Source organism: Congregibacter brevis, from assembly GCF_045689245.1.
GTDB lineage: Bacteria > Pseudomonadota > Gammaproteobacteria > Pseudomonadales > Halieaceae > Congregibacter > Congregibacter brevis.
The window spans coordinates 117,708-142,126 of the sequence record NZ_CP136865.1; the positions used below are offsets into that span (position 1 = coordinate 117,708).

Here is a 24,419-nt window from a genome sequence, read left to right on the forward strand (position 1 = left end):
CCATGAACACCACAGCAGGGTGCCAATCAGGTATCTTCAATCTTTTACTTATCATGGGCCTTGTTTGTGAAACGACTATTCAAGCTGTCGGCCGCACTCTCCTGTGCGATTCTTATTGGCTGTGACGGTAGCAGCCAAACTCAGGGGCTCGATAACAAAGGAATCAACATGGTTGTAGAGCCGGGCGTGTCTGCATCGCTGGCGAAAGATCGCGCTCAGCGAATCGCTGAACTGAGCTACGACTTAAGCTTCTCTGTACCGAGTGATCCAGCCTTACCCCTCAATGGGCGTATTGTCATTAGCTTCGATCTTTCCAGCATCGAAAACCCGCTACAGATCGACTTTGCCCAAAGCGCCGATAGCATCACTACCGTCACTGCTGAAGGGAAACTCATCGCTCACAGCTTCGAAAATGAACACATCCTTATTCCAAGCTCGGCACTCCGCATGGGGCGCAACCAGCTCACGTTGGACTTTTTGGCACCGCAAGACGCAGTCAACCGAAACCCGGACTATCTCTTTACGCTTTTTGTACCCGATCGCGCGCGTCGTGCCTTCCCTCTCTTTGATCAGCCTGACCTCAAGGCACGCTACCGGCTAACGCTGGAAACACCCGCGGATTGGACCGCACTGGGTAACGGCTCCCGGCAAAGTATTGCGACAAAAAATGGACGACAGGTGTTTCGCTTCGCAAATACCGATCCTCTGCCTTCCTACTTATTCTCCTTTGTCGCGGGCAAATTCGAGACTGTCACGCGCTCCATGGGTGGGCGGGATATCACTATGCTCCACCGGGAGACCGACACCGAGAAGCTAGACCGTAACATCGATGCGATCTTTGAAATTCACAGCGACTCACTGGAGTGGCTGGAAGATTACACGGCGATCGATTACCCCTTCGAGAAGTTTGCTTTTGCGCTGATTCCAGACTTCCCCTACGGAGGTATGGAGCATGTCGGTGCGATTCAGTACCGAGCTTCATCCCTTTTGCTGGAGGACGCACCCTCAGAGAGTCAGCTGTTAAACCGGGCACAGCTCATCGCTCACGAGACCGCCCATATGTGGTTCGGAAATCTCGTGACCATGCGTTGGTTTGACGACGTATGGACCAAAGAAGTGTTTGCTAACTTCATGGCGGACAAAATCGTAAACCCGCAATTTCCCGAAACGGATCATGAGCTCAACTTTTTGGTGAGCCACTACCCTCAGGCTTACGGCGTTGACCGTACCGAGGGCGCCAACCCTATCCGCCAGCGATTGGACAATCTGAATCTCGCGGGGCAAATGTACGGCCCTATCATTTATCACAAGGCGCCGATCATGATGCGCCAGCTCGAACTCTTGCTGGGAGAGAAGGCTTTTCAAGAAGGTCTTCAGACGTATCTCAGTCGCTACTCCTACGCCAACGCCACTTGGCCCGCCCTCATCGACATTCTCGACGCGAAAACTCAGATTGATCTGGCCAGCTGGAGTGAGGTTTGGGTTAACAGTGCCGGCATGCCCGTTTTTTCCCTAAGCATCTCAAGCGGCGGAGCGGGAGACACCGGAAAAACCGTTCTCCGGCAAATTGATCCGACGGGAGCGGGACGTGAGTGGTCGCAGCAATTCTCGCTATTATCTTTGAGCGACGCGACTGAAACTTCCATGTTGGCGGCAGCTGAAGCCACCCTGCCTGAGAAGGGCGACGGTGAGTCTCTTCAGAACCTTCTGTTTAATGCTGATGGACTGGGATATGGCCGCTTTCCTGTCGATACTGCTCTCTTAAACGCCTGGGATTCGCTCACACCACTGCAGCGAGGCGTTCTCCTCGTTTCGGGCTTTGAGGAGCTCCTGTCTGATTCAGAGGAAAGTGCCGCTGCATACTTCGATACTCTGACTCGGATTGTGTTGGCCGAAAGTAATGACCTACTTATTGAACTAGCAGCCAAGCAATTGCATTACGTTTACTTCAGCCTTCTTAACACCCAAGAGCGCAGCGAACGAATACCACGCACAGAGAGCGACCTATGGCTGACGATGCAGGCGCAGGAAACGCCGAGTAAAACGAAGATGTTCTTTGAGCTGTTCACTGATATCGCCCTGTCGACTGAAGCATTGGAACATGTTCACAATGTGTGGAGCGGCAAAGAGGCCATACCTTCACTACATCTCCAGGAGGCCGAGCGCATTCGCCTTGCCGAGATCATCGCAGTGCGGCTCCCTGATCGCGCTGAAGAGGTCATCAGCAAACAACGACAAGAAACGACAAACCCGGATCGTCTTCGCCGTCTCGACTTCTTGGCACCGGCCCTATCGAATGATCCGGAAATCCGAAACAGTTTTTTTGAGTCACTAAAGACTCCAGAGAACCGCGCTACCGAAGTGTGGGTAAGTGATGCACTGCGACGTCTTCATGATCCTACCCGTCTTGATCACTCAGCGGCTTATGTCTTACCCAGCCTGGAGCTCCTTGAAGAGATTCAGGTGACAGGCGATATCTTTTTCCCCAGCGCCTGGCTCAACCGAAGCCTCGGCCCCCATAGCGCACCCAAACTAGCGTCCACTGTCAGAGAGTTTCTGGAGAATCGTCCTGACTATAATCCCCAGTTGCGCATGAAGATTCTTCAGGCAGCAGACCCACTATTCCGAGCGAGCCAGCGAAGGACCAAAGCGCTCTAGCCATGACCGCGAACGACATCAAAAGATCTAGCGATGAACGCGGTCTCCGCCGGGAACTCGGCTTAGGTGCACTGGCCGCCACCGGCATCTGCTCCATGCTCGGCGCATCGGTGTATGTCGTGCCCTTCATGATCCAGCGCAATGTGCCGGGTATTGGGGCCTGGGTGCTGCCGGCATTTTTGTTCGCTGCGCTGCCCGCCGTACTTGCAGCACTGGCTTATGCCATTCTGGCATCGGCCATGCCTAGGGCCGGCGGCAGCTATCTTTACGCTAGCAGGGGTTTAAGCCCCTATCTCGGATTTGTCGCCAGCTTTTCTCAGTGGTTTGGCCTGTCTATTGTCATCGGCGTTATCGCCTACATTATCGTGCCATTTTTGCGCGATGTTGCCCTGGCGCTGGAATGGAACCAATTAGCCTCTGTTTTAGAGACTGGGGCCGTCCGCGTAGGTTTGGCATTAGCCATGCTTTGGACCTTTGTGTGCACCAACCTCCTTGGTTCGCGTCTTTACACCCGTACACTCATCCCGTTGATGCTGCTGATGTTCACCTTGGGCGCTATTGTTGTAGTAGCGGGCTTTTCTCATGACGCAGCGGATTTCGCCGCCGGTCTGTTGAGCAGAGATCAAAGAGTCTTGGGTGCCAGCACAGATTCAAAATTCGACTTGGGCACTTTTTTGGCTGCCGCAGCGATCTTGTTTTCGAGCTTCATTGGCTTTGACTCTATTGCCCAGGCAGGTGGCGAGGCTCGCAACCCCAGGCGCAACCTGCCTCTGGCTATCGGTATAGCGATGTTCAGCGTCGGTTCTTTCTACTTTCTCTTTACCGCTGCCGTCTATCACACGGTGCCCTGGCAGTTTGTCGCAAGCGAGTCCCTTCAGCGAGACGTGACCGCGCCTGGATTACTCAGTTATGTCCTGCCAGGGGCCTGGGCGGTCGCTATCATCGCGGGCGCTGCCATTGCTCTGCTTAACGATCTTCCCGCCATGCTGCTGGCAGTATCGCGACTGATGTTTGCCTGGGCACAAGATGGGATTTTCCCTAAGGCTCTTGGCAGAGTTCACCCAAAACGGCACACCCCTCAAACAGCCATCATCGTCAGCGGCGTTATGGCTACTCTGGGTATTTTGGGCAGCCACTTCGCCAGCGACTTTTTCCTCGGGATAGACATCATGGTGACCTCCATGTTGGTTAACTTCATGCTCATGTGTCTGACTGTGATCACCCTTCCCAAGCGTAATCCGGTACTCGCAAGCAAAGTTACCGTGCTAAGCCACCGACCAAGCCAACTGCTACTCGCTTGGCTGGGCATGCTTCTGCTCGCAGGCTTTCTGGTCATTCATGTACGCAAAGATCTCAGTGCTGATTTATCGAACTGGTACTTTCACTCAACGCCGATCTGGCTCATCGTTATGACCATTGGAAGTGCCGTGTACTTCTTGGAGCGCCGCAAATTGCAGCGAAGCGGCGTGGATCTCCCTAAAGTTTTTAGCCAATTACCCCCGGAGTAGGAACAAGAATGCAGGAACGCCACACAGAACTGGCAGCCGATCTGCGAATCTCCCCCGTAATAACCGGCCTATGGCAGATTGCCGATATGGAGCGCGATGGTGGCGCGGTAGATATAGATGCTGCTGCGCGCAGCATGCAAGCCTATACCGATGCCGGACTCAGCACCTTTGATATGGCGGACCACTACGGGTCTTCCGAGGAGATAGCCGGTCGCTTCGCACAGAACCACGTCGATAGACAGGACGTTCAGCTGCTCACAAAATGGGTCCCAAAGCCTGGCGGCTCCAGTCGCGACACGGTCCGCGAAGCAGTAGAGCGTGCTCTGCAGCGACTGCAGGCCGATCAGCTTCAGTTGCTGCAGTATCACGCTTGGAACTACGCTGATCCGAGTTATCTCGACGACCTCAGCTATCTAAAAGAACTTCAGGATGAAGGTCTTATCGGCCACCTGGGATTAACTAACTTTGATACGGCCCATCTGCGGGTGGTACTCGAGTCGGGCATTGATGTCGTATCCAATCAAGTGTGTTTTTCCCTCCTTGATCAACGCGCAGCGGGTGCCATGCTCGAGCTGTGTGGAGAGAGGAATGTGAAGCTACTGGCTTTTGGCACCCTCGCCGGCGGTTTTCTCTCAGAGCGATGGCTCAACACGTCCGAGCCCGACCCCACAGCGCTCAGCACCTGGTCACAAATGAAATACAAGCGGTACATCGATGAGGCCGGTGGCTGGCTGCGATTTCAAAATCTACTTAGCCTGCTAGATACGATAGCGAAAGAACATGAGGTGTCGCTAGCCAACGTTGCCAGTCGTTTCATTCTTGAGAAGAACGGCGTGGGAGCAGTGATTATTGGCGCTCGATTAGGACAGAGCGAACACATAGAAAACAACAAGCAACTTCTCAACTTTTCGCTCAGCGCGAAGGCGCAAAGCGCTATTCAGGATGCGCTAGGCGCACTAGACGCGATTCATGGGGATTGCGGCGACGAATACCGCAAGCCGCCATTCCTAACCGCCTCCGGGGACCTTAGCCATCACATCGAAACACTGCCTGCGCCCTACCCTACGGTTTCCGGTTCCGATGGACAGACACTGGCCCTCAGCGGAACCATCTGGGAAGACCTCGCGGGATTTTCCCGTGCGGTGCGCAAAGGCAACACCATCTGCGTATCAGGTACCACGGCGACCCACGGTGACCGTGTCATTGGTGCGGGCGACCCCACGGCCCAAACCCACTTTGTTATCGACAAATTGGAGGGGGCCCTTCAGTCATTGGGAGTGACACTTGAGAGCGTTGTTCGTACGCGTATATTCATTCGCAACATGGACGACTGGGAAGCGGTCTCCAAAGTTCATGGGCAACGCTTCGGGCACATACAACCGGCAAACACTCTGGTGCGAGCGGATCTCGTAGGCAATGAATACTTGGTCGAAATTGAAGCGGACGCTATCGATAACACCGCCCCGGGAGCTCCCCAATGACCAAAGCCCTTATCTTCGGCAACTCAGGATCGGGTAAGTCCACCCTCGCAAAACGCTTGTGCAAAGACGCTGATCTAGCCCACCTGGACTTGGATACTCTCGCCTGGGAGCCCACCACGCCACCAGAGCGCAAACCTCTGGCACTATCCGCAGCCGCCATCCACGCCTTTACGAGTGAGCACTCAAATTGGGTAATTGAAGGCTGCTATGCCGATCTTATCGCCATAGCGTCCCCCCTCGCTGAAGAGCTGATTTTTCTCGACATCTCCGCAGAGGACTGCATTGCTCACGCCCATGCCCGCCCCTGGGAACCTCACAAGTACCCAACGAAAGAAGCGCAGGATGCCAACCTGGAGATGCTGGTAGATTGGATCAGGGCCTATCCCGAGCGAGATGACAGCTGTTCAAGGCAGGCGCATGTAGAAATGTTCGAGGCGTTTTCGGGCGAAAAAACGCGAATAACTTCCCCGTCTTCTACTCTGCCTGGTGAAGAAGTTTGAGGAGCTTTTCCTATCTCAGCGACAAATCCCGCGAGCTGATAATTGCCGTCAAAACCAAATCCGAAATCCGGCAACCAACGCAAACTCTCTTGAGTCGTTACCCTCGGCCGTCATGATTTCGGCAGTGTCGTTAAAGTCGCCACCCCAGCTGACACCCACATAGGGCGCAAATTCACGACGGATCTCGTAACGCAACCTGAGCTCAGCGACCGAGTCGTTGAAGCCCTTACCGATCCCGATTGCCTCATCAGCGGACGCCGCAATGTTAAGTTCAACTCGGGGTTGAAGAATCAAGCGCTGCGTAAGAAACAGTTCGTACTCCGCTTCAAAGCGAAGGGAAAAATCTCCCTCATCGCTTAAGAAGATTGCTGTATCCAGCTCAAACCAATAGGGAGCTAGCCCCTGAGCGCCAATTACAAGATAGCTCCGGCTGGGCGAGGGCTCGATATCATGTCGAACGCCCGCTCGGATGTCCCAAAAAGCGCTCACTGCTTTGCTATAAAGAAGCTGTAACTCAGCCTCCTCCAGTCCCGCGCCACTGACACACTCTCCCTCTGTTTTGATCCATAGCTTATCCGTGTCGGTGCCAAGCCAGCCTTGTGCTTCCCACACTAACGCGTCCTCACTGTCGCTCGAGCTGAACTCCAGACGCTCCGCGATGAGTAGGCTGTTCCACTGGTTACCATGCCCTGCTTTCAATGCAGCGCGGGCCTCAGCCATTGCCGCGGGATCATAGAACGCGTCGGCAGCGGTTTGTCCATGAGCGACCTGGGAGAGGAAGATGCCTCCCATAGCGACGAACACTGTCCGATAAATCATGCGAGTTTCGGTCTATCAACTACCGACACCACACGCATCATTCCAGCATGCATGTGGTAGAGCAGATGACAATGAAAAGCCCAGTCTCCAACAGCATCCGCCGTAATATCCACCGACATTTTCTCCCCGGGCTTTACGACAATTGTGTGCTTTCGGGGTTTGAAGTCACCATCGTTGGTCACGACGTCAAAAAACATTCCATGCAAATGTATTGGATGCGGCATCATCGTGTCGTTCACCATGGTGAGACGCACGCGTTCGTCCTTGTAGAGGGTGATGGGTTCATCGACCTCAGAGAACTTCAGCCCATCGAAAGACCACATATAGCGCTCCATATTGCTCGTGAGATGAAGCTCAAGTTCTCGCTGTGGGGAGCGGGAATCAGGGTTTTTCTCTCTGGATTGCAGGTCTGTGTAAACCAAAACGCGGTGAGCCACATCCTCGAGACCCAAGGGCCGCTCGCCAAGCCGATTGACCGGATTCATTGCGAGCCCAACTACGCCCGGGCCTTTTGCGTGCTTATGCTCTTGCGTTGACCCTGCATTATTGGGCTCGTGCCCCATCGCCGCATGATCCATTCCCCCATGGTTCATAGCGCTATGGTCCATCTCCATCGCGTCAGTCTTACCATGGTCCATTTGCTCATGATCCATTGATGCGTGATTCATTTCGCCGTGGCCCATTGGCTTATGGTTCATGGCGACGTGATTCATCTCGCCGTGATCCATCGCCATGTCTTTCATGGTCAGCGTGGGGCGAGGTCTTAGCTGCGGGATATCCGCGCTGAGTCCTTCCTGAGGCGAGAGTGTGCCTCGAGCATAACCGTATCGGTCGTTGCTCTCTGCCATCAGTGTGTAGGCCTGATTTTTAGGCTCGACAACGACATCAAATGTCTCGGCGATCCCTATCTGAAATTCATCAACCTCTACCGGGTTGACCGGAAGTCCATCAGCCTGAACAACGTTCAACGGGAGCCCGGGAATTCTAACGTTGAAGATACTCATTGCTGAGGCATTGATGAACCGTAAGCGTACGCGCTCCCCAGGACTAAAAAGACCAGTCCAATTGTCTTGGGGGCCATGTCCATTAATCAGATATGTATAAGTCGAACCAGTAACGTCAGCGATGTCAGCCGCGTTCATACGCATTTCGCCCCACATCAAACGTTCATCAAACGTGTTTTTGAGCCCCCGCGTACGACTGTCACGATAGAACTCACCGACGGTGCGTTGTTGAAAGTTATAGTTGTCCGACATCTTCTTGAGCTTTGCAAAAACGCGATGAGGATCTTCAAAGGTCCAATCTGAAAGCAGGACGACATACTCTCGCTCTACAGAATCCGGATCGCTTCCCTTGGGGTCGATAATCAACGGCCCGTAGTGCCCCCTCTGCTCTTGCAGACCAGAATGACTGTGATACCAATAGGTACCCGCCTGCTGAAGGGGGAATTCGTAAACGAAAGTTTCTCCGGGCTTTATGCCAGGAAAAGTGACCCTTGGAACGCCATCCATCTGAAAAGGCAGAAGAATTCCGTGCCAGTGAATGGAAGTGTCTGAGGCCAGATTGTTGGTAACTCGCATCGTCACGGTGTCGCCTTCTCTCCACCGCAGCAGCGGAGCAGGTAACTGCCCATTAACGAGAACGCCCGCGCCTTCACGACCATCGATGGTACACAGGGCCTGATCGACGTTAAGATCAAAGATGTTACCCAACTGGGGCCGCATACCCTCGAGGCTTGACGCTAACCCCCCTCGAGCCCAAGGGGGTAACGCCAGGTTCAGACCAGCAGCGGCTGCGACAAACGCACCCTTGCGGAGAAAGCCCCGTCGATTAACACTATTCCCTGTCATAGCCATATACTACATACCCCCTAGGGGTATACGTCAAGGTTTGAATATGGATCAAGAACGAGACAAAACACTTAAACGCTTGGCTCGAATAGAGGGCCAAGTCAGGGGCGTGGTCGCAATGATCGAATCTGATCGATATTGCATTGAGGTGCTGCAGCAACTCACTGCAATACAATCGGCGCTGGCCAAGGTTGAGGATGCCGTGCTCAAAGACCATGCTGCCAGCTGCGTTGAGCGCGCGATCGCGTCAGGCGACCCCAAAGACCAGCGAGTGAAATTCAATGAGCTGGTGGACCTTATTTCAAAGATAAAAAAATAGACGTGCTACCCGATGTCTTTTGTCGGAGATCGTTCAAAACTACGCACACCATCGTTAGTAGATGCAGTTGAAGGCACACCGTGCCTCCCAATCCGCGTAGTTTTTTATTGCCAGAATACAAGTGGTAGTGCGCCCTGCTGAAACATCACCAGACATAGTTGCAGGCTAAAAAGCACTGCGACCTGATCAAAGTTACTTCGCCCTTGATGCGACCACATCCGATAAGCCGCAAACACCAAGCAAACCGGCAGTAAGCAGCTCAGCGCAGCGAGTGTTGCACTAGCCAAAGTGAATTCGCCGAATTGAAGATAGGACTGCTTCGTATACAAATAGACAGGTAGTGCGAATGCCAGGAGGCACAGCCAAGGTATTAAAAGCGGGCGACCGTCAGCGGTAGGGCCGTGGAGCAATGACCAGAATCCGCGCACCAAAAGGTAAAGCAATCCGAACACACCGGTAAGCAAGCTAAGCCAACCGAGGCCAAGGGAGAAGAGTGATGATCTCTTCCAGCTTATAAGCCCGTTGCTCAATACCTCTGCTTGATCGCCAAGAAAAACAAATGACGCCATGTTTCTCTCGGCATCTCGAAACAAGCCATTCTCCAAAGGCAAAAGAAGCCGCTGCTCCCCCTGCAATGAGTGCATAACAAGACCATTGCGCTCTGAGTCTACGCTTAGCCAAATAGAGTTGAACATCCAGTCAAGCCAGGCGAACTCCGCCATGATGGCTGGCGCTAGCCGATACAACCCAGTGTGTTTCTCGAGATCTACATTGGCGGTTGCTGGGGCCACGAGTAACGGTTCAATATCAATTCGTTCAATAAAGTGTTTGGTAAAACGCTCATAGTCGGCGCCCTCAAAGTCCGCATTTATTGCATAAAAGAATGCCTTCCCGTCTTGTCGAAACAAGCAGATCCGCGCGCGGAAACCAAAGGTTTCACCCGGGTGGCATTCACCCAAAACACCGTGTCTATCTCGAGATGCCAATGCCAAACCATGGCCCAATGACAAGCCGGCTCGATAAGCGTCGGTGGTAGACGGTGTGCCCAAAGAATCCATGTGTTCAGTTGCTATAAACACCTCGCCATTCAGGACTCCGTTACCCAGTAAAAAATTAAGGAGGATCTGCATATCAGCTGCCGTGGTCGTGAACTGACCGGCTGGGCGCAAGAACATTGCGACGGCGCTTTGGGGGACGCCCCCGTCTATGTACCCCATAGCGAGTCTCGAATCTTGCGCTTGAGTAACAAAGAAAAAACTACTGTCGTGCATGCCCAAGGTCATCAGGAGCTCCCGCCCCAAATAGTCCTCGTAGCGCGTCGAAGTGACTTTTTCGATCACAAGACCGAGCAGTGCGTAGCCCATGTTCGAGTAGGAATACTGGCTTCCGGGCCGCGTGCGCAGCTGCAGGAGCTGTTCATGAGACTGCGGAAAAGCATCACTGAGCGGTGTATTGCCAGTCACCTCCGAGTTCAGAAACTGCCAGATGCGCAGATTATCAAGCCCCGCCGTATGCTCCAGTAAATGTCTTACGGTTATGGGCGCCTCATTGCGCCAGGGGTTTTCCCAGTTAAGCGCCGGGAGCATGTCTTCAACGGTGCTGTCCAAGCTTAGCTGCCCCTCGGAAACAAGATGCAGTATCCCCATCGCAACTAGCACTTTCGTTACCGATCCAACGTGCACCCGCGTATGGGCGCTCATGGTCCGCGCAGTGGTCAGATCAGCGTAGCCATTCCCACCGGCCAGCGGCCCGTCTTCGCCAATCACAGACCAAGCAATGCCGGGAAAGGACTCCTCTTCCAGCATGAGATCGAGCTGGTGCTGGGTATCTGCGAAGGACAACGAAACTGCGCAAAGCAGCAGGATTCCCCCGAGAAACCTACTGGCAATACTGAAGCCAGATCGACGGCAATGTGAGCCTAAAAACATCTGCACATCTTAGGGCGAGGCAGAAACGCCCGCTATGGGCCCTATCCGATATAAGGATCAGTTAGTCTCATTCAGGGGAATATTGGTACTTTGGTGTTGGTGCTTTGGTCTCGCTACTTTGGTCTCGGTACTTTGGTCTCGCTACTTTGGTCTCGCTACTACAGAAACCCCAGCGACTTCAGGCGAGGCCATTCAATAGCCGGACAGCGATCCATGACAACGAGAACGCCCTGCGCTTCTGCCCGCAACGCAGCTTCCTGATCGACCACATCAAGCTGTGTCCATAGAACTTTGGCATGACAGGCAATAACGTCCTCAACAATCTGTGGAAGAAAGCTCGCGTTGCGAAACACATCGACCATATCGATCACCACTGGAACATCCTCGAGGGATCCGTAGACCTGCTGCCCCATTAATTCCGAACCCGCCAAACCCGGGTTCACCGGATACACCGAGTACCCTTTTTCCAACAAAAACCTCATCACTTCATTACTAGGGCGCTCGGGCTTGGGACTCGCACCAAGCAGAGCGATGGTCTTCACCGAACGCAGAACACCTGCAATCTGCGCATCGTCATTTAATGGCATTGGCTTAGGCATCACCCCAAACTGGGGGACGCTTTTCAAAAAAGGCAGCTTTACCCTCTTCAGCGTCGGGAGACGTCATTGCACGAACCATAGCGTCATTGGCGTAGGCGAAGGCGTCTTCAATGGGCATATCCACCTGTCGATAGAAGTCGGCTTTGCCATGGCGAATACCCTGCGCTGATTTGGCGGCAATTCGCTCAGCTAGTGCTGCTGTGCGTTCCACTAGCTGATCAACGGGTACGCACTCGTTGATCAGACCAAATCGCACGGCGTCCTCAGCACTGAAACTGTCGCCCGTGAGTGCCATGGCCATGGCGTGCTTACGATGAACATTGCGACCGATGCCGACCAAGGGGGTTGTGCAGAACCCGCCCATATTGACCCCAGGAGTACAAAAGGAAGCCGTTTCAACCGCGATCGCCAAATCGCAGGCGGATACCAGTTGGCACCCTGCCGCGGTGGCAGTTCCCTGAACACAGGCAATGATGGCCTTTGGCGAGTTCACTATGCCCAGCATCATGCGGGAACAGGTGTCGAGTATTAGCCGCATGCGCTGAAGCTGAGAGTCGCGGCTCTCACCCTCTCGCTGACTCATCTCCCGCAGATCATGCCCCGCAGAAAACACAGGGCCGTTTGCAGCGATAACGATCGCACGCACAGCGGGATCCTCATTTGCGCGCTCCAGCGCATCGATAAGTGAGTTGAGCATGTGCAAAGAGAGAGGGTTACGCTGCTTTTCGCGATCCAGAGTAATCCAACGTACGTTGTTACCGTTTCTCTCCGTTAGCGGCGCTTGCATATTTACTGCTGTTTCGGACATTCAAAAGCACTCCTTTTTATCGTGTGGGGGACGCGTACTTACCGTACGGCCTGTACGTGCCCCTGTTGCTCTATGTGCATAGTAAAGTTCCCACCACAGCTGTGGTAGGGTCTCCGTCCGACAAAATATTCGTCCCCGATAAGCAGACAGGAGATTTCATGCCGTCACTTCATCTTCCATGGTTGCGCAGCCCGTTTTTGGCCGCTGCCAGCCTCGCAGTTGCCACATCGCTCAGCATCTTTAATGTTAATGCCGACATTGATCCAGACAGCTTTGCTCCTGAGATCCGCGCTATGGAATGGCGCGAAGTAGGGCCCTTTCGCGGCGGACGCTCCGCTGCGGTAGCCGGCCTTCCCGGAAACAGAGACAAATACTACTTTGGTTCTACCGGTGGCGGCGTCTGGATGACCGAGAATGGCGGCACATCCTGGGACAATATTTCCGACGGCTATTTTGGCGGTTCCATTGGTGCAGTCGCCGTATCCGAATGGGATTCCAATGTAATTTACGTGGGCACCGGAGAGAAAACCGTACGCGGGAATGTTTCTCCCGGCGACGGTATGTGGAAGTCCATGGACGCAGGTGATACCTGGTCGCGGATAGGTCTGGAAGACTCCCAACACATTTCCCGAATCCGTATCCATCCCACAGACCCTGACACCGCCTACGCCGCCGTGATGGGTCACCTTTTCGGTCCCAATGAGCAGCGTGGCGTGTTTCGTACAACAGACGGCGGAGCCAACTGGGAAAAAGTACTGTTTGTTAACGATGAAGTGGGTGCGGTAGATCTGGCCATGGACCCCAGTAACCCACGGATTCTGTACGCCAGCTTCTGGCGCGTAAAACGCACGCCTTACTCTCTTGAGAGTGGCGGTGAAGGCTCGGGCCTTTATAAGAGTGTCGACGGCGGTGACAGCTGGACGGAGCTAACTCGCAAGGAAGGGCTACCTCGAGGCACGATCGGTATCAGCGGTATCACCGTGTCCCCCAGCAACAATAAAAACGTCTATGCCATCATCGAAGCAGAGGACGGCGGCGTCTTCCGTTCGCGCGATGGCGGAAAAACCTGGGCCAAGACCAGCGAGAACCGCAATCTTCGCCAAAGGGCCTGGTACTACACGCGCATCTTTGCGGACCCCATGGATGAAGAGGCCGTTTACGTAGCCAACGTGCGTTTCCACTTTTCCAAAGACGGCGGCAAAACCTTCAGCGAGATCGACACACCCCACGGCGACAACCACGACCTGTGGATAGACCCCACGGACCCCATGCGCATGATTCAGTCCAATGATGGCGGCGCGAACGTGTCCTACGACCGCGGCGAGACTTGGTCAACCCAAGCCAATCAGCCAACCGTACAGTTTTATCGTGTCGCTACGGACAATGACTTCCCCTACCGACTGCTCGGTGGGCAGCAGGACAATTCTGCTGTACGTATTCGCTCACGGTCTGCCATGGGTTCGTCCATCGGTATCCGTGACTGGGAGCCGACAGCGGGCGGCGAGAGCGGCCACATCGCCGCGAAGCCAGATGATCCGGACGTCGTCGTTGGCGGTTCCTATGGCGGCCTGATGCGTCTGGTCAATCACCGAACAGGTGAGCGTCGGGCACTGGACGTATGGCCGGACAACCCCATGGGTTGGGGTGCCGCAGAAGTTAAGTATCGCTTTCAGTGGAACTACCCAATTGCCTTCTCCAAGCACGATCCTGATGTGCTGTTTGTTTCGGCAAACGCCGTTTTCCGCAGTGATGACCTGGGCTACAACTGGACCCAGATCAGTCCAGACCTAACGGTTAATGATAAGAGCCGCATGGGCAAATCAGGCGGCCCCATCACCAAGGACGATACCGGCGTTGAGTACTACGGTACCGTCTTTGTCCTGACAGAATCCCATCACGAAGCCGGCGTCCTCTGGGCGGGCAGTGACGATGGAAAGGTTCACGTAACCCGCGATGGTGGCGAGAACTGGAAAGACGTCACCCCTTCCGCGCTTCCTGATTGGGCAATGGTCAACAGTATAGATATCGATCCCTTCAATGAAGGCGGTGCCTATCTGGCAGCCACCCGCTACAAGATGGACGATTTCAAGCCCTATCTGTTTTATACCGATAACTGGGGCAAGAGCTGGAAGCGAATCAGCGGCAATATTCCCGACGACCACTTCACCCGCGTTGTGCGCGCAGATACCGAAAGAGAAGGACTGCTGTTTGCCGGTACGGAGCGCGGTGCTTACTACTCTTTGAACAACGGTGGCAGCTGGGAACCGATACAACTGAATCTTCCTATTGTTCCCGTGACGGACATGCAGATTAAGGATGGTGACTTGATCGCGGCAACACAGGGCCGTGGCTTCTGGATCATGGACGACCTGAGCACGTTACGTCAGCTGGATAAAGACCATTCAGAGTCCGTGCATCTTTACACCCCACGACCGTCCTATCGCATACTTTCCAAGGGCTGGGATCGATCGAAAGGGCCCGCCGGCACAAACCCCAAAGAAGGTGTAGCGATTTATTACAGCCTTCCGGAAAATCTTGCGTCCGATGCATCTGTCGAGATGTCTGTTTACAAGGAAGGTGACGATAGCGCCATCTGGACTTGGACAAGAGAGCCCGGCGCCGATGATGAAGCGGGCGCTGGCGACGAGCCTGATACGCGAGTACTGAGCGCGGATGCAGGCCTGAACCGCCATATCTGGAATCTTAATTATCCGGGCATGGAGCGCTTTGACGGTCTCATCCTCTGGTCCGACATGAAAACCGGTCCTCGCGCCGTTCCCGGAGCATACCGCGCCGAACTCTTGGTTGATGGTGAGCGCCAGAGTGTTGCATTCGAGGTGATCCCTGATCCACGCTCAAGCGCCACGCCCGAAGACTTGGCAGCACAGTTCGACTTTGTGCTGGAGACCCGCGACCTGCTTTCACGCATGCATAGGGAAATCGGCGAAATTCGCAGCTTCCGCGCTCAGCTAGATGCTCTTGAGGCACGTCTGGTCAGCGAGGGCGACAGTGCAGACGAGCCGTCGGCACTACTCAGCGAAATCCTCGCTATGGGTGAGTCCATCACTGGCGTGGAAGAGGCTTTGTATCAAACTAAGAATCAAAGCCGACAGGATCCGCTGAACTTCCCAATCCGCTTGAACAACAAGCTAGTGAGCCTCATGGGGATGGTCGCGACAGGCGATGCCGCGCCCACAAGCCAAGCGGTGGCATTCAAGGCAGAGATCACCGAAACCATCGAAGCACAGCTCGCAATCCTTGAAGCTGTTTGGGAAGAAGGCGTTCCCGCCCTTAACGAGCAAATAAAAGCCCAGGGTATGGACATGATTGCGGTGGCTTCGGATTGAACAAGCCTCTGAGGGATGACGTCCTCCCGGGGCGTCATCTCCAATCCCTTAAGTCCTTGCTGCTCGTCTCCGTGCTGGGCAGTTTGTTTTCGGGTTCGCTTTTCGCCCAGACAGAGCCTTATAGCTACTACGGTGGCAAGATAAGTACAGAAGAAAAAAATGAAGCCATAGAAGCTTGTGAGTATCAGGTGCTTGTTGAAGAGCGACGCTGTAATCGCCGCGCCAACAAATCCGCGTGTATCGAGGAAGTGCATCTCGAGTGTCGAGAAAAACACAGCGACACCGCAGCCAAAGAGATACCTGAAGAGAGTTGAGTCACTACTGGGCACGGTTTAGAACCATCGGCGGAAGTCGCTTCCGCTTTGATACTCGCATTTACCTGCAAGCCAACCCCAGCCCTCAACCCGGAGATCACGCATTAGGTTGCATTATTGGCAAGAACCCCGGCTCGGCCATCCCGAGCAAACGAAGTGTCGAGCTCATGCCCATGGCGCTGTCCGGGGACAAGTTCCTGCCCACGGTGCTTTCTGTGCTTCGGCAATCCTATGCTAAAGCGGGGAAGGCTGTTCCGCCCGGCGGCTACATACAGGTCCTGAATCTATTCTATCTTTGCGATCGAGACTTGAGTCAGGCCAAAAGATCCCTTTCGACTGTCAGACGTGCACCACCCTGTTGTCCCGAAGAGCATCGGGACTTTCCATGGGCCTGGTTTGCCTGGGGTGGGCCGGATCGTGTTTTAGATCCTTTGAAAATTCGGTTTTCGAATCTGGAGAGCCCAATGTGTTTCTACTATTCAAAGGATCACGCGCGCGTGGTATCCAAGCGACCCGGGGCCAAGGATCTTGCGAAACATACTCAGGGCATGCCGCAAGCCAAGGTTGTTGCACACCTGGCAAAGCTAATAGGCCGCTAAACAATCGGCGAGGCTTTACCCCAGAGCATGCGCTGTGTAAAAGAGAAAGCTCTCCGGCAATAAACAGGACTGCAGGCGTGCTTAATGATTCTCGATCCGGGCTGAAAGCCTGCTTTTTTGTTTTATCACTGCTTCCGGCTTTCGCCCAAGCGCAAATCTCACCGACTATCGACGCAATCTTTTCCGGCATTAGTGACGACTCCCCCGGCTGCAGCGTGGGTGCAGCAAAAGACGGCGCATGGATTCATAAAACGGGCTACGGTCTGGCAAATATGGAGTTGAATGTTCCCTTGGATGGGAGTCAGGTGCACCGCATGGCCTCGGTATCAAAGCAGTTCACCGCCATGGCCGTGTTGCTCCTCGCCGACGAAGGAAAAATTGATCTGAATGCAGACATTCGGGAATATCTGCCTGAGCTGCGGTCCTACGGCGCAACGGTAACAATCAACGCGATGCTCGGACATGTGTCAGGCATGGGTGACTACGATTTGATCGCAGGCTCCTACGAAGGCCCCAAGGCTACCAATGCCGGCAATCTCATGTCGGCGGCGGGCGGAGAGTTTCGATTGGGAAATAAAGATTATCTGACCATTGACGAGTTCTATGAGGTAGTCGCTCCCCTGCCCCTGGCTCAAAGCCCCAACGAGAGCTTTCGTTACAGCAATCTCGCCTACTTCCTGTTATCGATACTAGTAGAAGAAGTTTCCGGTGAAAGTCTTCGTGAATACGCCGAGCGGCGTATCTTTCATCCGCTGGGAATGGATAGCAGTTTTTTTAGCGATGATCCCGTGGAGATTGTCCATAATCGTGCAGACGGCTACGCAAAGACTAAAGACGGTGAATACATCACCGACATGACCAATCTTTTTTGGGTGGGCGATGGGGGCTTGCACACAAATTTGGACGATATGCTGCTTTGGGATGCACACTTCTACGCACCAAAGCTCGGGCGAAAGCCTGCACAACTCCTGGCGCTCATGAATACTCCGAACAGCAACCACCTAACGGATGGAAGGGTATATGCCAATGGTCAGAACATACGCAGGTCCGGCGATGATGTGATTTTTGAGCACTCGGGCGGCTGGCTGGGTACCAGTACCTATTATGCGCGCGTGCCAGATAGGCATCTCTCTCTGATAATGATGTGTAACGATGTCAGTCTTGATACCGACGATCTGGCTGAGCAAGCGATGAAACAGCTCCTCAACACTAAGTAGGCCATAAGCAAATTACAGATGCTTGCCATCGAGGTAGTACCAACGCCCCGCAATCTTTTCGAAGCGGCTCACTTCATGAAGTCGATGACCTTTACCGGCAATCTTAAAGCGCGCGACAAACTCAACGGTCGCTTCTGAGTCATGTGGCGCGACCAGCGATGCTTCCTTGATGCGTAAGCCAAGCCACCGCTGCTCTTTATCGAAGCGAACGCGACTAGGCCGGGTTTTGGGATGCCAGGTAGCTAAGAGGTAAGTTTCATCGCAAGCAACAAAGGCGCTGTAACGAGAACGCATAAGCTTCTCAGCGCTATCCGGTACCGCTGCCCGGTCCAAAAACGGACCGCAACAGACAGGAAAAGCCCGACCACTTTGACAGTGGCAGGGCTCTGATTCGACAGCCAAGCTTAATGTCGCGCGGTGGCGACAGGCTTAAAGAGGATGGACTCTAACCTGCAGATCACTGATGCCACGTACAAAGTTAGACTGCACGCGCTCGGGCTCAGCGACGACTTCGATTTTGCTGAAGCGCTGCATGATCTCTTCCCAGAGAACGCGTAATTGCATTTCTGCCAAGCGGTTACCCATGCAACGGTGGACGCCAAAACCAAAGGACATGTGCTTGCGCGGATTTTCCCGGTCGATAATGAAGCTGTTGGCATTCTCGATCGCGGTTTCATCATGATTGCCGGAGATGTACCACATTACGACTTTTTCGCCTTTGCGAATCGTCTTACCCTGAAACTCCACATCCTTATTCGCGGTGCGGCGCATGTGCATGAGCGGCGTTTGCCATCGAATCACCTCCGAGACCATTGACGGAATCAGATCAGGGTTTGCACGCAGCTTGTCATACTCCGCCGGGTACTGATTAAGCGCCAGAACACCCGCACTCGCAGAATTTCGGGTCGTATCGTTTCCTCCGATTATCAGTAATAGCAGATTCCCTAAAAATTCCATGGGGTCATCGACCATATTTTCAGTGTTGGGGTCCCGCTGAAGCATACGAATAAGATCGAGAGTCTCTACGCCATCGTCCTTACGCTCTCGCCAAATCCGCGTAAACGTCTCAAGGCATTCCTGCAGACCCGCCACTCGCTCTTCGGGGTCCACATCACCGCCTGCAATCTCCGGAGAGCCGGCACCTAAGTCGGACCAATAAGTGAGTTTCGATCGCTCATCAAAGGGGAAATCGAAGAGCGTAGCGAGCATCTGCGTCGTTAGATTGACCGAAACATGCTCTACCCAATTGAAGGTCTCCCCAACGGGAAGGTTATCCAGAATTTCCACGACGCGAGAACGGATCAAAGATTCCATCTCTGCGAGGTTCTTGGGAGCCACAACGCCCTGGACCGCACGACGCTGCACGTCATGCTTGGGCGGATCCATCGCGATAAACTGCCTTATCGGTAAATCTTCGCCCAAATCGCCAATAATGATGGTGGGCTCTGACGAAAAATCCTCAAAGTTGCTATCAACCGCAACGATATCTTCCCAGCGGGTGATCGACCAAAATGGCCCAAACTGGCTATCCGCAACGTAGTGAACGGGGTCCTCGTTTCTCAGGCGTTCAAAGTAAGGACGCCAGGCATCCTGCTGATAAAGTCGTGAATCACTCACGTCGATGTCTTCCAAAGCCATCATGCCTGCGTTCGGCAGTTGTTCAGCAATATTCATTTTTTTATTCTCGCTTACATTTGATATTCGGGAAGTCGAACTACCAAGCCGTCCATGTCCTCGGACACGTCTATCTGACAGCTTAGGCGGGAATTCTTTTCGCGGTCAGGACGCATGCCGAGCATCGACTCTTCCAACATCTCTACTCCACCCGTGGTCGACGACCAAGGCTCCTCAATAAAACAATGGCAGGTACCGCAGGCGCAGGCGCCGCCACAATCAGCATCAATACCAGGTACATCGTTGTCCATGGCGTTTAGCATTAGGGACTTGCCGACTTCGGCTTCAATGGTGTGGCTCTCGCCGTTGTGCTCGATGAGGGTGATCTTTGGCATAGTTTTATTCTCAGTGACGAATTTATGCGCAACACTCTAACGAATAAGCCGCCGGCCAGAAGGGTTATTATTTGCCAATAAAGGGTTATAATTTGCCATAATGACCAGCAGAGCAATTTACTCCGAAGCAAGCGACTTCCAGCTACCCAGCACCTACTCTCGGATCATCGCTCGTGTCGCAAAGCTTCAGGAGCGCGATCTCAGTAAGCTCTTGCTGGGCACGGGGCTTCCCGAAGATATTCTCATGCCCGGCGATGAAACCTTTATCTCCGGGGATCAGCAACTTGCGATTATGCAAAATGGCCGTGAGCTACTGGGTTCTCCAGACTTCGGCCTGCGCCTTGGGGAGCAACTGCACCCTTCCGCCCACGGTCCTCTGGGGTATCTCGCCCTATGCAGTCCAGATCTTATGAGTGCTTTACTTTCGCTGCGGGACTATCTACCCCTCCGGCTTCCCTGGGTCGCCATCGACATCAACGTGTCCCAGGAGTGCATTCATTGTGAACTGCGTTTTCACATGTCCGTCGACGACGATTCTTTTGCGCAAGTTACGGTAACTGAATGCTTCGCCATGTTGATGCAGTCTTTTGTGGAGGCGGTGCTACGACGCCCAGCGACCGAGGCGATGATCAACTTTGCCCATCACGAACCAACTCATGCTCATTACTATGACCAGTTTCTGCATGCGCCCTACCGTTTTGAAGCCGCGCAAAACAGTTACATTCTTCCCGGTGAGCTGGCCAGCGCCGCAAACGCCACCAGTGACAACGCTTCATTTCGACTTACCCAGCAGTTATGCATCTCTCTTTTGGAACAAACGCCAAGATCCAGCAGCTCTATGGCCGACCGAGTGAGAACGCTCATGTTGCTGCGCCCCATAGACTCTATCGCGGAGCCAGACATCGCTCAGGCACTGTTTGTATCAAAGCGCACCTTGGGGAGACGCCTCGAAGTCGAGGGCACGAGCTTCCGGCAGCTAAAAGACCAGTTTCTTGCAGAACTGGCGCGGCGCTATCTAATGGAACCTCGGCAAACTGTGGAAGCTGTAGCAGCATCGCTGGGCTATCACGATGCCGCTGCTTTCAGAAAAGCTTTCAAACGCTGGACCGGATTGACTCCAAAGCTATACCGACAAACGCCGTCCGCTTTGTAATGGCGAGAGCGCTGTGGTCTACAAACCGATAACGCTCTTAACACCGTCAACGCTTACAGCTTGATCGGCAAGTCTCTAACTCGTTGACCCGTAGCCGCGAAGATCGCGTTCCCAATGGCGGGAGCGACGGCAATAAATGGCGGCTCTCCCAAGCCCGTGGGAAACTCATCGCTTTCTATGAACTTGATGTCCATCTCAGGAACATCCGCCATGCGAAGAGGCGTATAGCTGTCCAAGTTCCGGTCTCTCACCTGTCCATTTTCAAAAGCAGTGCCTTCGTGGAGCGCTAGGCTGAGACCCCAGAGTGTTGCTCCTTCCGCCTGCGCGAGGGCACCGTCCGGATGCACAACAGTGCCACAATCCAGAGTCTGCCAAAGCTTTTTCACCGTGACGTTCGTACCGTCGACGGCAACATGCGCGACGCAGGCACTCCAGGTCGGCATTGCTCGCTCCTGACCATGAGCGACAGCGACGCCCAGAGCTTCTCCCTCGGGGAGCGATGAACCCCAACCCGAGCGCTGCTGTACGTCTTTCAATACGGCTGCCAAGCGAGAGGCTCCGCCCACCTGCATGGGTGCACTTCCAGCCTGCCGTCCCACTGCATCAAGCAGGGAAAGACGATACTCCAGGGGATCCATGCCGAGTTTCGTGGCAATTTCATCCATGAAAGACTCGACACCCCAGCCTATCCAACCTGGCCCCACAGAACGCAACCAGCCCGGCAAGAAGGTCTCCTGCGCAAGGGTATTATTGATGGCGCGTACACGATGATTGTCGACGGAATACCAATGATCGGCACCATTAATCGAGAATCCGTCAAACTTGCCGTTACCATCAACACCTTCGCCCAAAAATCCGGGCGCCATGGACAGCGTTGGCCAGCCAGCTGCTGCTGCGTGATCAATAGCACTCAGAGTGCCGTCCTCTGCAAAGGCGGCATCCAAGCGGGCCACCGAGGGTGAGCGTGCGCAATCAAACAGACTATCGACCGGCCGCGTCATAACTAGCTTCACTGGCTTACCCAATGCTCGGGCAGCATGGGCCGCGGGAATCATTTGATCGCCAAACAGACGACGACCAAATCCTCCTCCCAGGTAGTAGGTGTGCAGCACGATGTCTTCTTCTTTCATATCCAATGACTGAGCGAGCACCGGAATGATCAGCGACTGCCACTGGTTTCCCGCATGCACATGACACTGACCGTCGCGGAACTCCACGAGGGCGTTCTGCGGCTCCAAAGTAAAATGAAGTGCCGTACTGGTTCTGTAAGTTGCGGATAAAGTATCGCTGGCAGACGACATTGCCGAGACCGCGTCTCCAGCATTTACAAACAGAACACCGGCTTCTGGGTCGTCAACCAGGTTTTTCCCTTCAGAGAGAATATCGTCCTCGCTGACACTTGCAGTTTCACCCGCATCCCACTCCACCGTGATCGCCTCAGTCGCTTTCATGGCAGCCGGAAAACTATCCGCAATCACCAGCGCCATGCCCTGAACAAATCCTGAAGAATCCTCAATCGCCATGGTCTGTTGATACCCGGCAATCTGCTTGGCTGCACTATCGTCGATGGACTTAATCACGCTGCCATATCGCGTTGGCGCCACGATGGGATGGGCGTAAACCATTCCCGGCAGCTCTGCATCGAGTCCATATACAGCGGCGCCTTTAGACTTTGCGGGAACATCAAGCGCGGATGCTGCTTTGCCAATGAGCGTTCTCGATGCCGCTGGTTTGATTGGCATAACAGCCAACTCATCGTCACTGAAAGTACGGCTTATGTCACCGCGGGATACAATCTCGGCAAAACTCAGCGACTGTCCGGCACCAGATACAAGGCCATTCTCAGCGCTCAGTCCCGACGCATCGACGCCCAACAGCTTTGCCGCTGCATCTATAAGCACCGTGCGCCCAGCTGCTCCCGCCCGAGAGAGCATTTCAAAACTTGTCACTACCGACCAGGAACCACCGGTCACCATATAGCCCCATTTCGGATCAGTATCCACATGGGCCAGGCTCACGCTTTCCCAATCTGCGCCCAGCTCTTCGGCAACAATACGCGCAAGTGCCGTGCCCACGTGCTGCCCCATTTCCGCCTTGGCGATGTTCACCAGAACCTCACCCGCTTCGCTGATCTCAAACCAGACAGCGGGCGAAAACATTCGGCTACCGCCGGTCGCGGCAATTTCGCTGACCGCCTCTTCTTTTGAACAACCGGGCAACACGACACCCAGCCCCATCATCAAGCCTGTGCCTAGGCTACCCGCCAGAAAACTGCGGCGGCTGACGCCTGTTTTGAGATTTTTCATGAGTTCATCTCCCCGTCCGCAGCAGACTTAATGGCCTTGCGAATCCGCGTGTAGGACATGCAACGACAAAGGTTGCCGGTCATTGCCTGAGTAATCTCGGCTTCCGTTGGATTGGGGTTGTCTTTCAAAAACGCTTCTGCGGTGACAATCTGTCCCGACTGACAGTATCCGCACTGCGGCACCTGAGCTTCGACCCAAGCCTCCTGAAGCGCTGTACCCTCGGGACTCGCGAGACCTTCGATAGTGGTGATCTCAGCACCGGCCACCGCACTAACGGGGAGCACACATGAGCGGACAGGCACGCCGTCACGCTGGACAGTGCACGCCCCACATTGAGCGATACCACAACCAAACTTCGTCCCCTTGAGCTTCTGCTCATCGCGAATCACCCACAGCAAAGGCGTGTCGTCGGGAGATTCGGTAGATACTCGCTTACCGTTGAGCCTAAATTCGATCATGGATATTCCTCCGTACTTTTGTTTAAGCATAGCGTATTGTCATCAGGCCCGTCGTAATTCTAAACGTCACATCAGCAATAAATTTGGAGCCCCCAGGAAGCACTGTGGAAGACTACCTACTGCTATTTGGCTCCGCGTTTCTTGCGGCCACGATTCTGCCGTTCTACTCGGAAATTATTCTGGTCTTGGGACTACAGGAGGGAGCGGATCCCGCATTGCTTTTAATCACAGCGACCTTGGGCAATACACTAGGCGCCGTGGTGAACTGGGCAATAGGACGGCAACTGCTCCGATTTCAGGACAAACGCTGGTTTTACTTCACCCCCGCACAAATAACCCGGGCGCAGCGCTGGTTTCAGAGGCGAGGTGTATGGTCACTACTGTTTGCGTGGCTACCGATAGGCGGTGACGCACTGACCTTGATCGCGGGCGTCATGAAGGTCCGTTTGCCAACGTTTCTGGTCTTAGTGGGAATAGGCAAAGCTCTGCGCTACGGCTTTGTACTGCTGATTGCGCTTTACACGCTGTAACGATACACGCCCTGAT

The 24,419-nt window shown here is 54.1% G+C and carries 21 protein-coding genes; 11 read left to right on the plus strand and 10 right to left on the minus strand.

All coding sequences use genetic code 11. The annotated features are described in order from the left end of the window. The first annotated feature begins 66 nt into the window (after window positions 1–66). Genes R0137_RS00490 through R0137_RS00505 form a run of 4 tightly spaced genes read left to right on the plus strand, consistent with a single transcriptional unit; the run spans window position 67 to window position 6,147 of the window. On the plus strand, window positions 67–2,658 hold the full coding sequence (locus tag R0137_RS00490) for a M1 family metallopeptidase (protein WP_407327754.1): 2,592 nt from the start codon (window positions 67–69) through the stop codon (window positions 2,656–2,658). A gap of 2 nt (window positions 2,659–2,660) precedes the next feature. Further along, complete coding sequence (locus R0137_RS00495) at window positions 2,661–4,166, plus strand: APC family permease (protein WP_407327755.1); 1,506 nt, start codon at window positions 2,661–2,663, stop codon at window positions 4,164–4,166. 8 nt (window positions 4,167–4,174) lie between these two features. Beyond that, complete coding sequence (locus R0137_RS00500) at window positions 4,175–5,647, plus strand: aldo/keto reductase (protein ID WP_407327756.1); 1,473 nt, start codon at window positions 4,175–4,177, stop codon at window positions 5,645–5,647. Further along, complete coding sequence (locus tag R0137_RS00505; protein ID WP_407327757.1) at window positions 5,644–6,147, plus strand: shikimate kinase; 504 nt, start codon at window positions 5,644–5,646, stop codon at window positions 6,145–6,147. The genes R0137_RS00500 and R0137_RS00505 overlap by 4 nt, the downstream gene beginning before the upstream one ends. Window positions 6,148–6,195: 48 nt before the next feature. On the opposite strand, the gene R0137_RS00510 is transcribed toward R0137_RS00505, so the two are convergent. Together R0137_RS00510 and R0137_RS00515 are read right to left on the minus strand one after the other, a co-directional pair. After that, window positions 6,196–6,966 (minus strand): copper resistance protein B, encoded by a 771-nt coding sequence (locus R0137_RS00510; RefSeq protein WP_407327758.1) that lies wholly within the window; start codon window positions 6,964–6,966, stop codon window positions 6,196–6,198. After that, a complete protein-coding gene (locus R0137_RS00515) occupies window positions 6,963–8,816 on the minus strand; it encodes a copper resistance system multicopper oxidase (RefSeq protein WP_407327759.1) in 1,854 nt (617 codons plus the stop codon). The genes R0137_RS00510 and R0137_RS00515 overlap by 4 nt, the downstream gene beginning before the upstream one ends. Window positions 8,817–8,862: 46 nt before the next feature. Here R0137_RS00515 and R0137_RS00520 point away from each other — a divergent pair, with 46 nt between their 5' ends. Next, window positions 8,863–9,135, plus strand: a complete 273-nt coding sequence (locus tag R0137_RS00520; protein ID WP_407327760.1) for a metal-sensitive transcriptional regulator — start codon at window positions 8,863–8,865, stop codon at window positions 9,133–9,135. Between the two features lie 104 nt (window positions 9,136–9,239). Here R0137_RS00520 and R0137_RS00525 read toward each other — a convergent pair whose 3' ends face one another. From R0137_RS00525 to R0137_RS00535, 3 genes are all read right to left on the minus strand, one after another. Next, window positions 9,240–11,063 carry a serine hydrolase domain-containing protein gene (locus R0137_RS00525; RefSeq protein WP_407327761.1) on the minus strand — a complete coding sequence of 608 codons (1,824 nt, stop codon included), beginning with the start codon at window positions 11,061–11,063 and terminating at the stop codon, window positions 9,240–9,242. 158 nt (window positions 11,064–11,221) lie between these two features. Continuing rightward, complete coding sequence (locus R0137_RS00530; RefSeq protein ID WP_407327762.1) at window positions 11,222–11,650, minus strand: CoA-binding protein; 429 nt, start codon at window positions 11,648–11,650, stop codon at window positions 11,222–11,224. Window positions 11,651–11,654: 4 nt separating this feature from the next. Then, a complete protein-coding gene (locus tag R0137_RS00535) occupies window positions 11,655–12,470 on the minus strand; it encodes an enoyl-CoA hydratase (RefSeq protein WP_407327763.1) in 816 nt (271 codons plus the stop codon). A 158-nt stretch (window positions 12,471–12,628) separates the two neighbouring features. Between R0137_RS00535 and R0137_RS00540 the strand changes: the two genes are divergently transcribed. The 4 genes from R0137_RS00540 to R0137_RS00555 all read left to right on the plus strand — a co-directional run bounded on the left by R0137_RS00540 (window position 12,629) and on the right by R0137_RS00555 (window position 17,947). Further along, window positions 12,629–15,817: a WD40/YVTN/BNR-like repeat-containing protein gene (locus R0137_RS00540; RefSeq protein ID WP_407327764.1), complete on the plus strand. Its 3,189-nt coding sequence runs from the start codon at window positions 12,629–12,631 to the stop codon at window positions 15,815–15,817. Next, on the plus strand, window positions 15,814–16,131 hold the full coding sequence (locus R0137_RS00545) for a hypothetical protein (RefSeq protein ID WP_407327765.1): 318 nt from the start codon (window positions 15,814–15,816) through the stop codon (window positions 16,129–16,131). Before R0137_RS00540 ends, R0137_RS00545 begins: the two co-directional genes overlap by 4 nt. Beyond that, a complete protein-coding gene (locus tag R0137_RS00550; protein ID WP_407327766.1) occupies window positions 16,128–16,730 on the plus strand; it encodes a hypothetical protein in 603 nt (200 codons plus the stop codon). The genes R0137_RS00545 and R0137_RS00550 overlap by 4 nt, the downstream gene beginning before the upstream one ends. A gap of 77 nt (window positions 16,731–16,807) precedes the next feature. Further along, the gene (locus R0137_RS00555; protein ID WP_407327767.1) at window positions 16,808–17,947 is read left to right on the plus strand and encodes a serine hydrolase domain-containing protein; all 1,140 of its coding nucleotides are present in this window, start codon (window positions 16,808–16,810) and stop codon (window positions 17,945–17,947) included. Between the two features lie 12 nt (window positions 17,948–17,959). On the opposite strand, the gene R0137_RS00560 is transcribed toward R0137_RS00555, so the two are convergent. The 3 genes from R0137_RS00560 to R0137_RS00570 form a co-directional block, all read right to left on the minus strand. Next, on the minus strand, window positions 17,960–18,241 hold the full coding sequence (locus tag R0137_RS00560) for a YchJ family protein (RefSeq protein ID WP_407327768.1): 282 nt from the start codon (window positions 18,239–18,241) through the stop codon (window positions 17,960–17,962). A gap of 135 nt (window positions 18,242–18,376) precedes the next feature. Further along, a complete protein-coding gene (locus tag R0137_RS00565; RefSeq protein ID WP_407327769.1) occupies window positions 18,377–19,621 on the minus strand; it encodes a cytochrome P450 in 1,245 nt (414 codons plus the stop codon). Window positions 19,622–19,635: 14 nt separating this feature from the next. Further along, window positions 19,636–19,956, minus strand: coding sequence for a 2Fe-2S iron-sulfur cluster-binding protein (locus R0137_RS00570; RefSeq protein WP_407327770.1), 321 nt, complete (start codon window positions 19,954–19,956; stop codon window positions 19,636–19,638). Between the two features lie 100 nt (window positions 19,957–20,056). Here R0137_RS00570 and R0137_RS00575 point away from each other — a divergent pair, with 100 nt between their 5' ends. After that, complete coding sequence (locus R0137_RS00575) at window positions 20,057–21,109, plus strand: AraC family transcriptional regulator ligand-binding domain-containing protein (protein ID WP_407327771.1); 1,053 nt, start codon at window positions 20,057–20,059, stop codon at window positions 21,107–21,109. A 53-nt stretch (window positions 21,110–21,162) separates the two neighbouring features. Here the strand turns inward: R0137_RS00575 and R0137_RS00580 are convergent, their stop codons facing one another. Both R0137_RS00580 and R0137_RS00585 read right to left on the minus strand, forming a co-directional pair. Next, entirely contained in the window at window positions 21,163–23,415 is a 2,253-nt protein-coding gene (locus R0137_RS00580; protein ID WP_407327772.1) for a molybdopterin cofactor-binding domain-containing protein, read from the minus strand. Further along, entirely contained in the window at window positions 23,412–23,873 is a 462-nt protein-coding gene (locus tag R0137_RS00585; RefSeq protein ID WP_407327773.1) for a (2Fe-2S)-binding protein, read from the minus strand. The genes R0137_RS00580 and R0137_RS00585 overlap by 4 nt, the downstream gene beginning before the upstream one ends. 104 nt (window positions 23,874–23,977) lie before the next feature. On the opposite strand from R0137_RS00585, the gene R0137_RS00590 reads away from it, so the two are divergent. Continuing rightward, window positions 23,978–24,403 carry a YqaA family protein gene (locus R0137_RS00590; RefSeq protein ID WP_407327774.1) on the plus strand — a complete coding sequence of 142 codons (426 nt, stop codon included), beginning with the start codon at window positions 23,978–23,980 and terminating at the stop codon, window positions 24,401–24,403. Window positions 24,404–24,419 lie beyond the last annotated feature (16 nt).

What these genes read in the sequence shown, in the direction of transcription:
- R0137_RS00495 (WP_407327755.1), top strand. Translation starts at nt 2,661, where the DNA reads ATGACCGCGAACGACATCAAAAGATCTAGCGATGAACGCGGTCTCCGC.
- R0137_RS00500 (WP_407327756.1), top strand. Translation starts at nt 4,175, where the DNA reads ATGCAGGAACGCCACACAGAACTGGCAGCCGATCTGCGAATCTCCCCC.
- R0137_RS00505 (WP_407327757.1), top strand. Translation starts at nt 5,644, where the DNA reads ATGACCAAAGCCCTTATCTTCGGCAACTCAGGATCGGGTAAGTCCACC.
- R0137_RS00510 (WP_407327758.1), bottom strand. Translation starts at nt 6,966, where the DNA reads ATGATTTATCGGACAGTGTTCGTCGCTATGGGAGGCATCTTCCTCTCC.
- R0137_RS00515 (WP_407327759.1), bottom strand. Translation starts at nt 8,816, where the DNA reads ATGACAGGGAATAGTGTTAATCGACGGGGCTTTCTCCGCAAGGGTGCG.
- R0137_RS00520 (WP_407327760.1), top strand. Translation starts at nt 8,863, where the DNA reads ATGGATCAAGAACGAGACAAAACACTTAAACGCTTGGCTCGAATAGAG.
- R0137_RS00525 (WP_407327761.1), bottom strand. Translation starts at nt 11,063, where the DNA reads ATGTTTTTAGGCTCACATTGCCGTCGATCTGGCTTCAGTATTGCCAGT.
- R0137_RS00530 (WP_407327762.1), bottom strand. Translation starts at nt 11,650, where the DNA reads ATGCCATTAAATGACGATGCGCAGATTGCAGGTGTTCTGCGTTCGGTG.
- R0137_RS00535 (WP_407327763.1), bottom strand. Translation starts at nt 12,470, where the DNA reads ATGTCCGAAACAGCAGTAAATATGCAAGCGCCGCTAACGGAGAGAAAC.
- R0137_RS00540 (WP_407327764.1), top strand. Translation starts at nt 12,629, where the DNA reads ATGCCGTCACTTCATCTTCCATGGTTGCGCAGCCCGTTTTTGGCCGCT.
- R0137_RS00560 (WP_407327768.1), bottom strand. Translation starts at nt 18,241, where the DNA reads ATGCGTTCTCGTTACAGCGCCTTTGTTGCTTGCGATGAAACTTACCTC.
- R0137_RS00565 (WP_407327769.1), bottom strand. Translation starts at nt 19,621, where the DNA reads ATGAATATTGCTGAACAACTGCCGAACGCAGGCATGATGGCTTTGGAA.
- R0137_RS00570 (WP_407327770.1), bottom strand. Translation starts at nt 19,956, where the DNA reads ATGCCAAAGATCACCCTCATCGAGCACAACGGCGAGAGCCACACCATT.
- R0137_RS00575 (WP_407327771.1), top strand. Translation starts at nt 20,057, where the DNA reads ATGACCAGCAGAGCAATTTACTCCGAAGCAAGCGACTTCCAGCTACCC.
- R0137_RS00580 (WP_407327772.1), bottom strand. Translation starts at nt 23,415, where the DNA reads ATGAAAAATCTCAAAACAGGCGTCAGCCGCCGCAGTTTTCTGGCGGGT.
- R0137_RS00585 (WP_407327773.1), bottom strand. Translation starts at nt 23,873, where the DNA reads ATGATCGAATTTAGGCTCAACGGTAAGCGAGTATCTACCGAATCTCCC.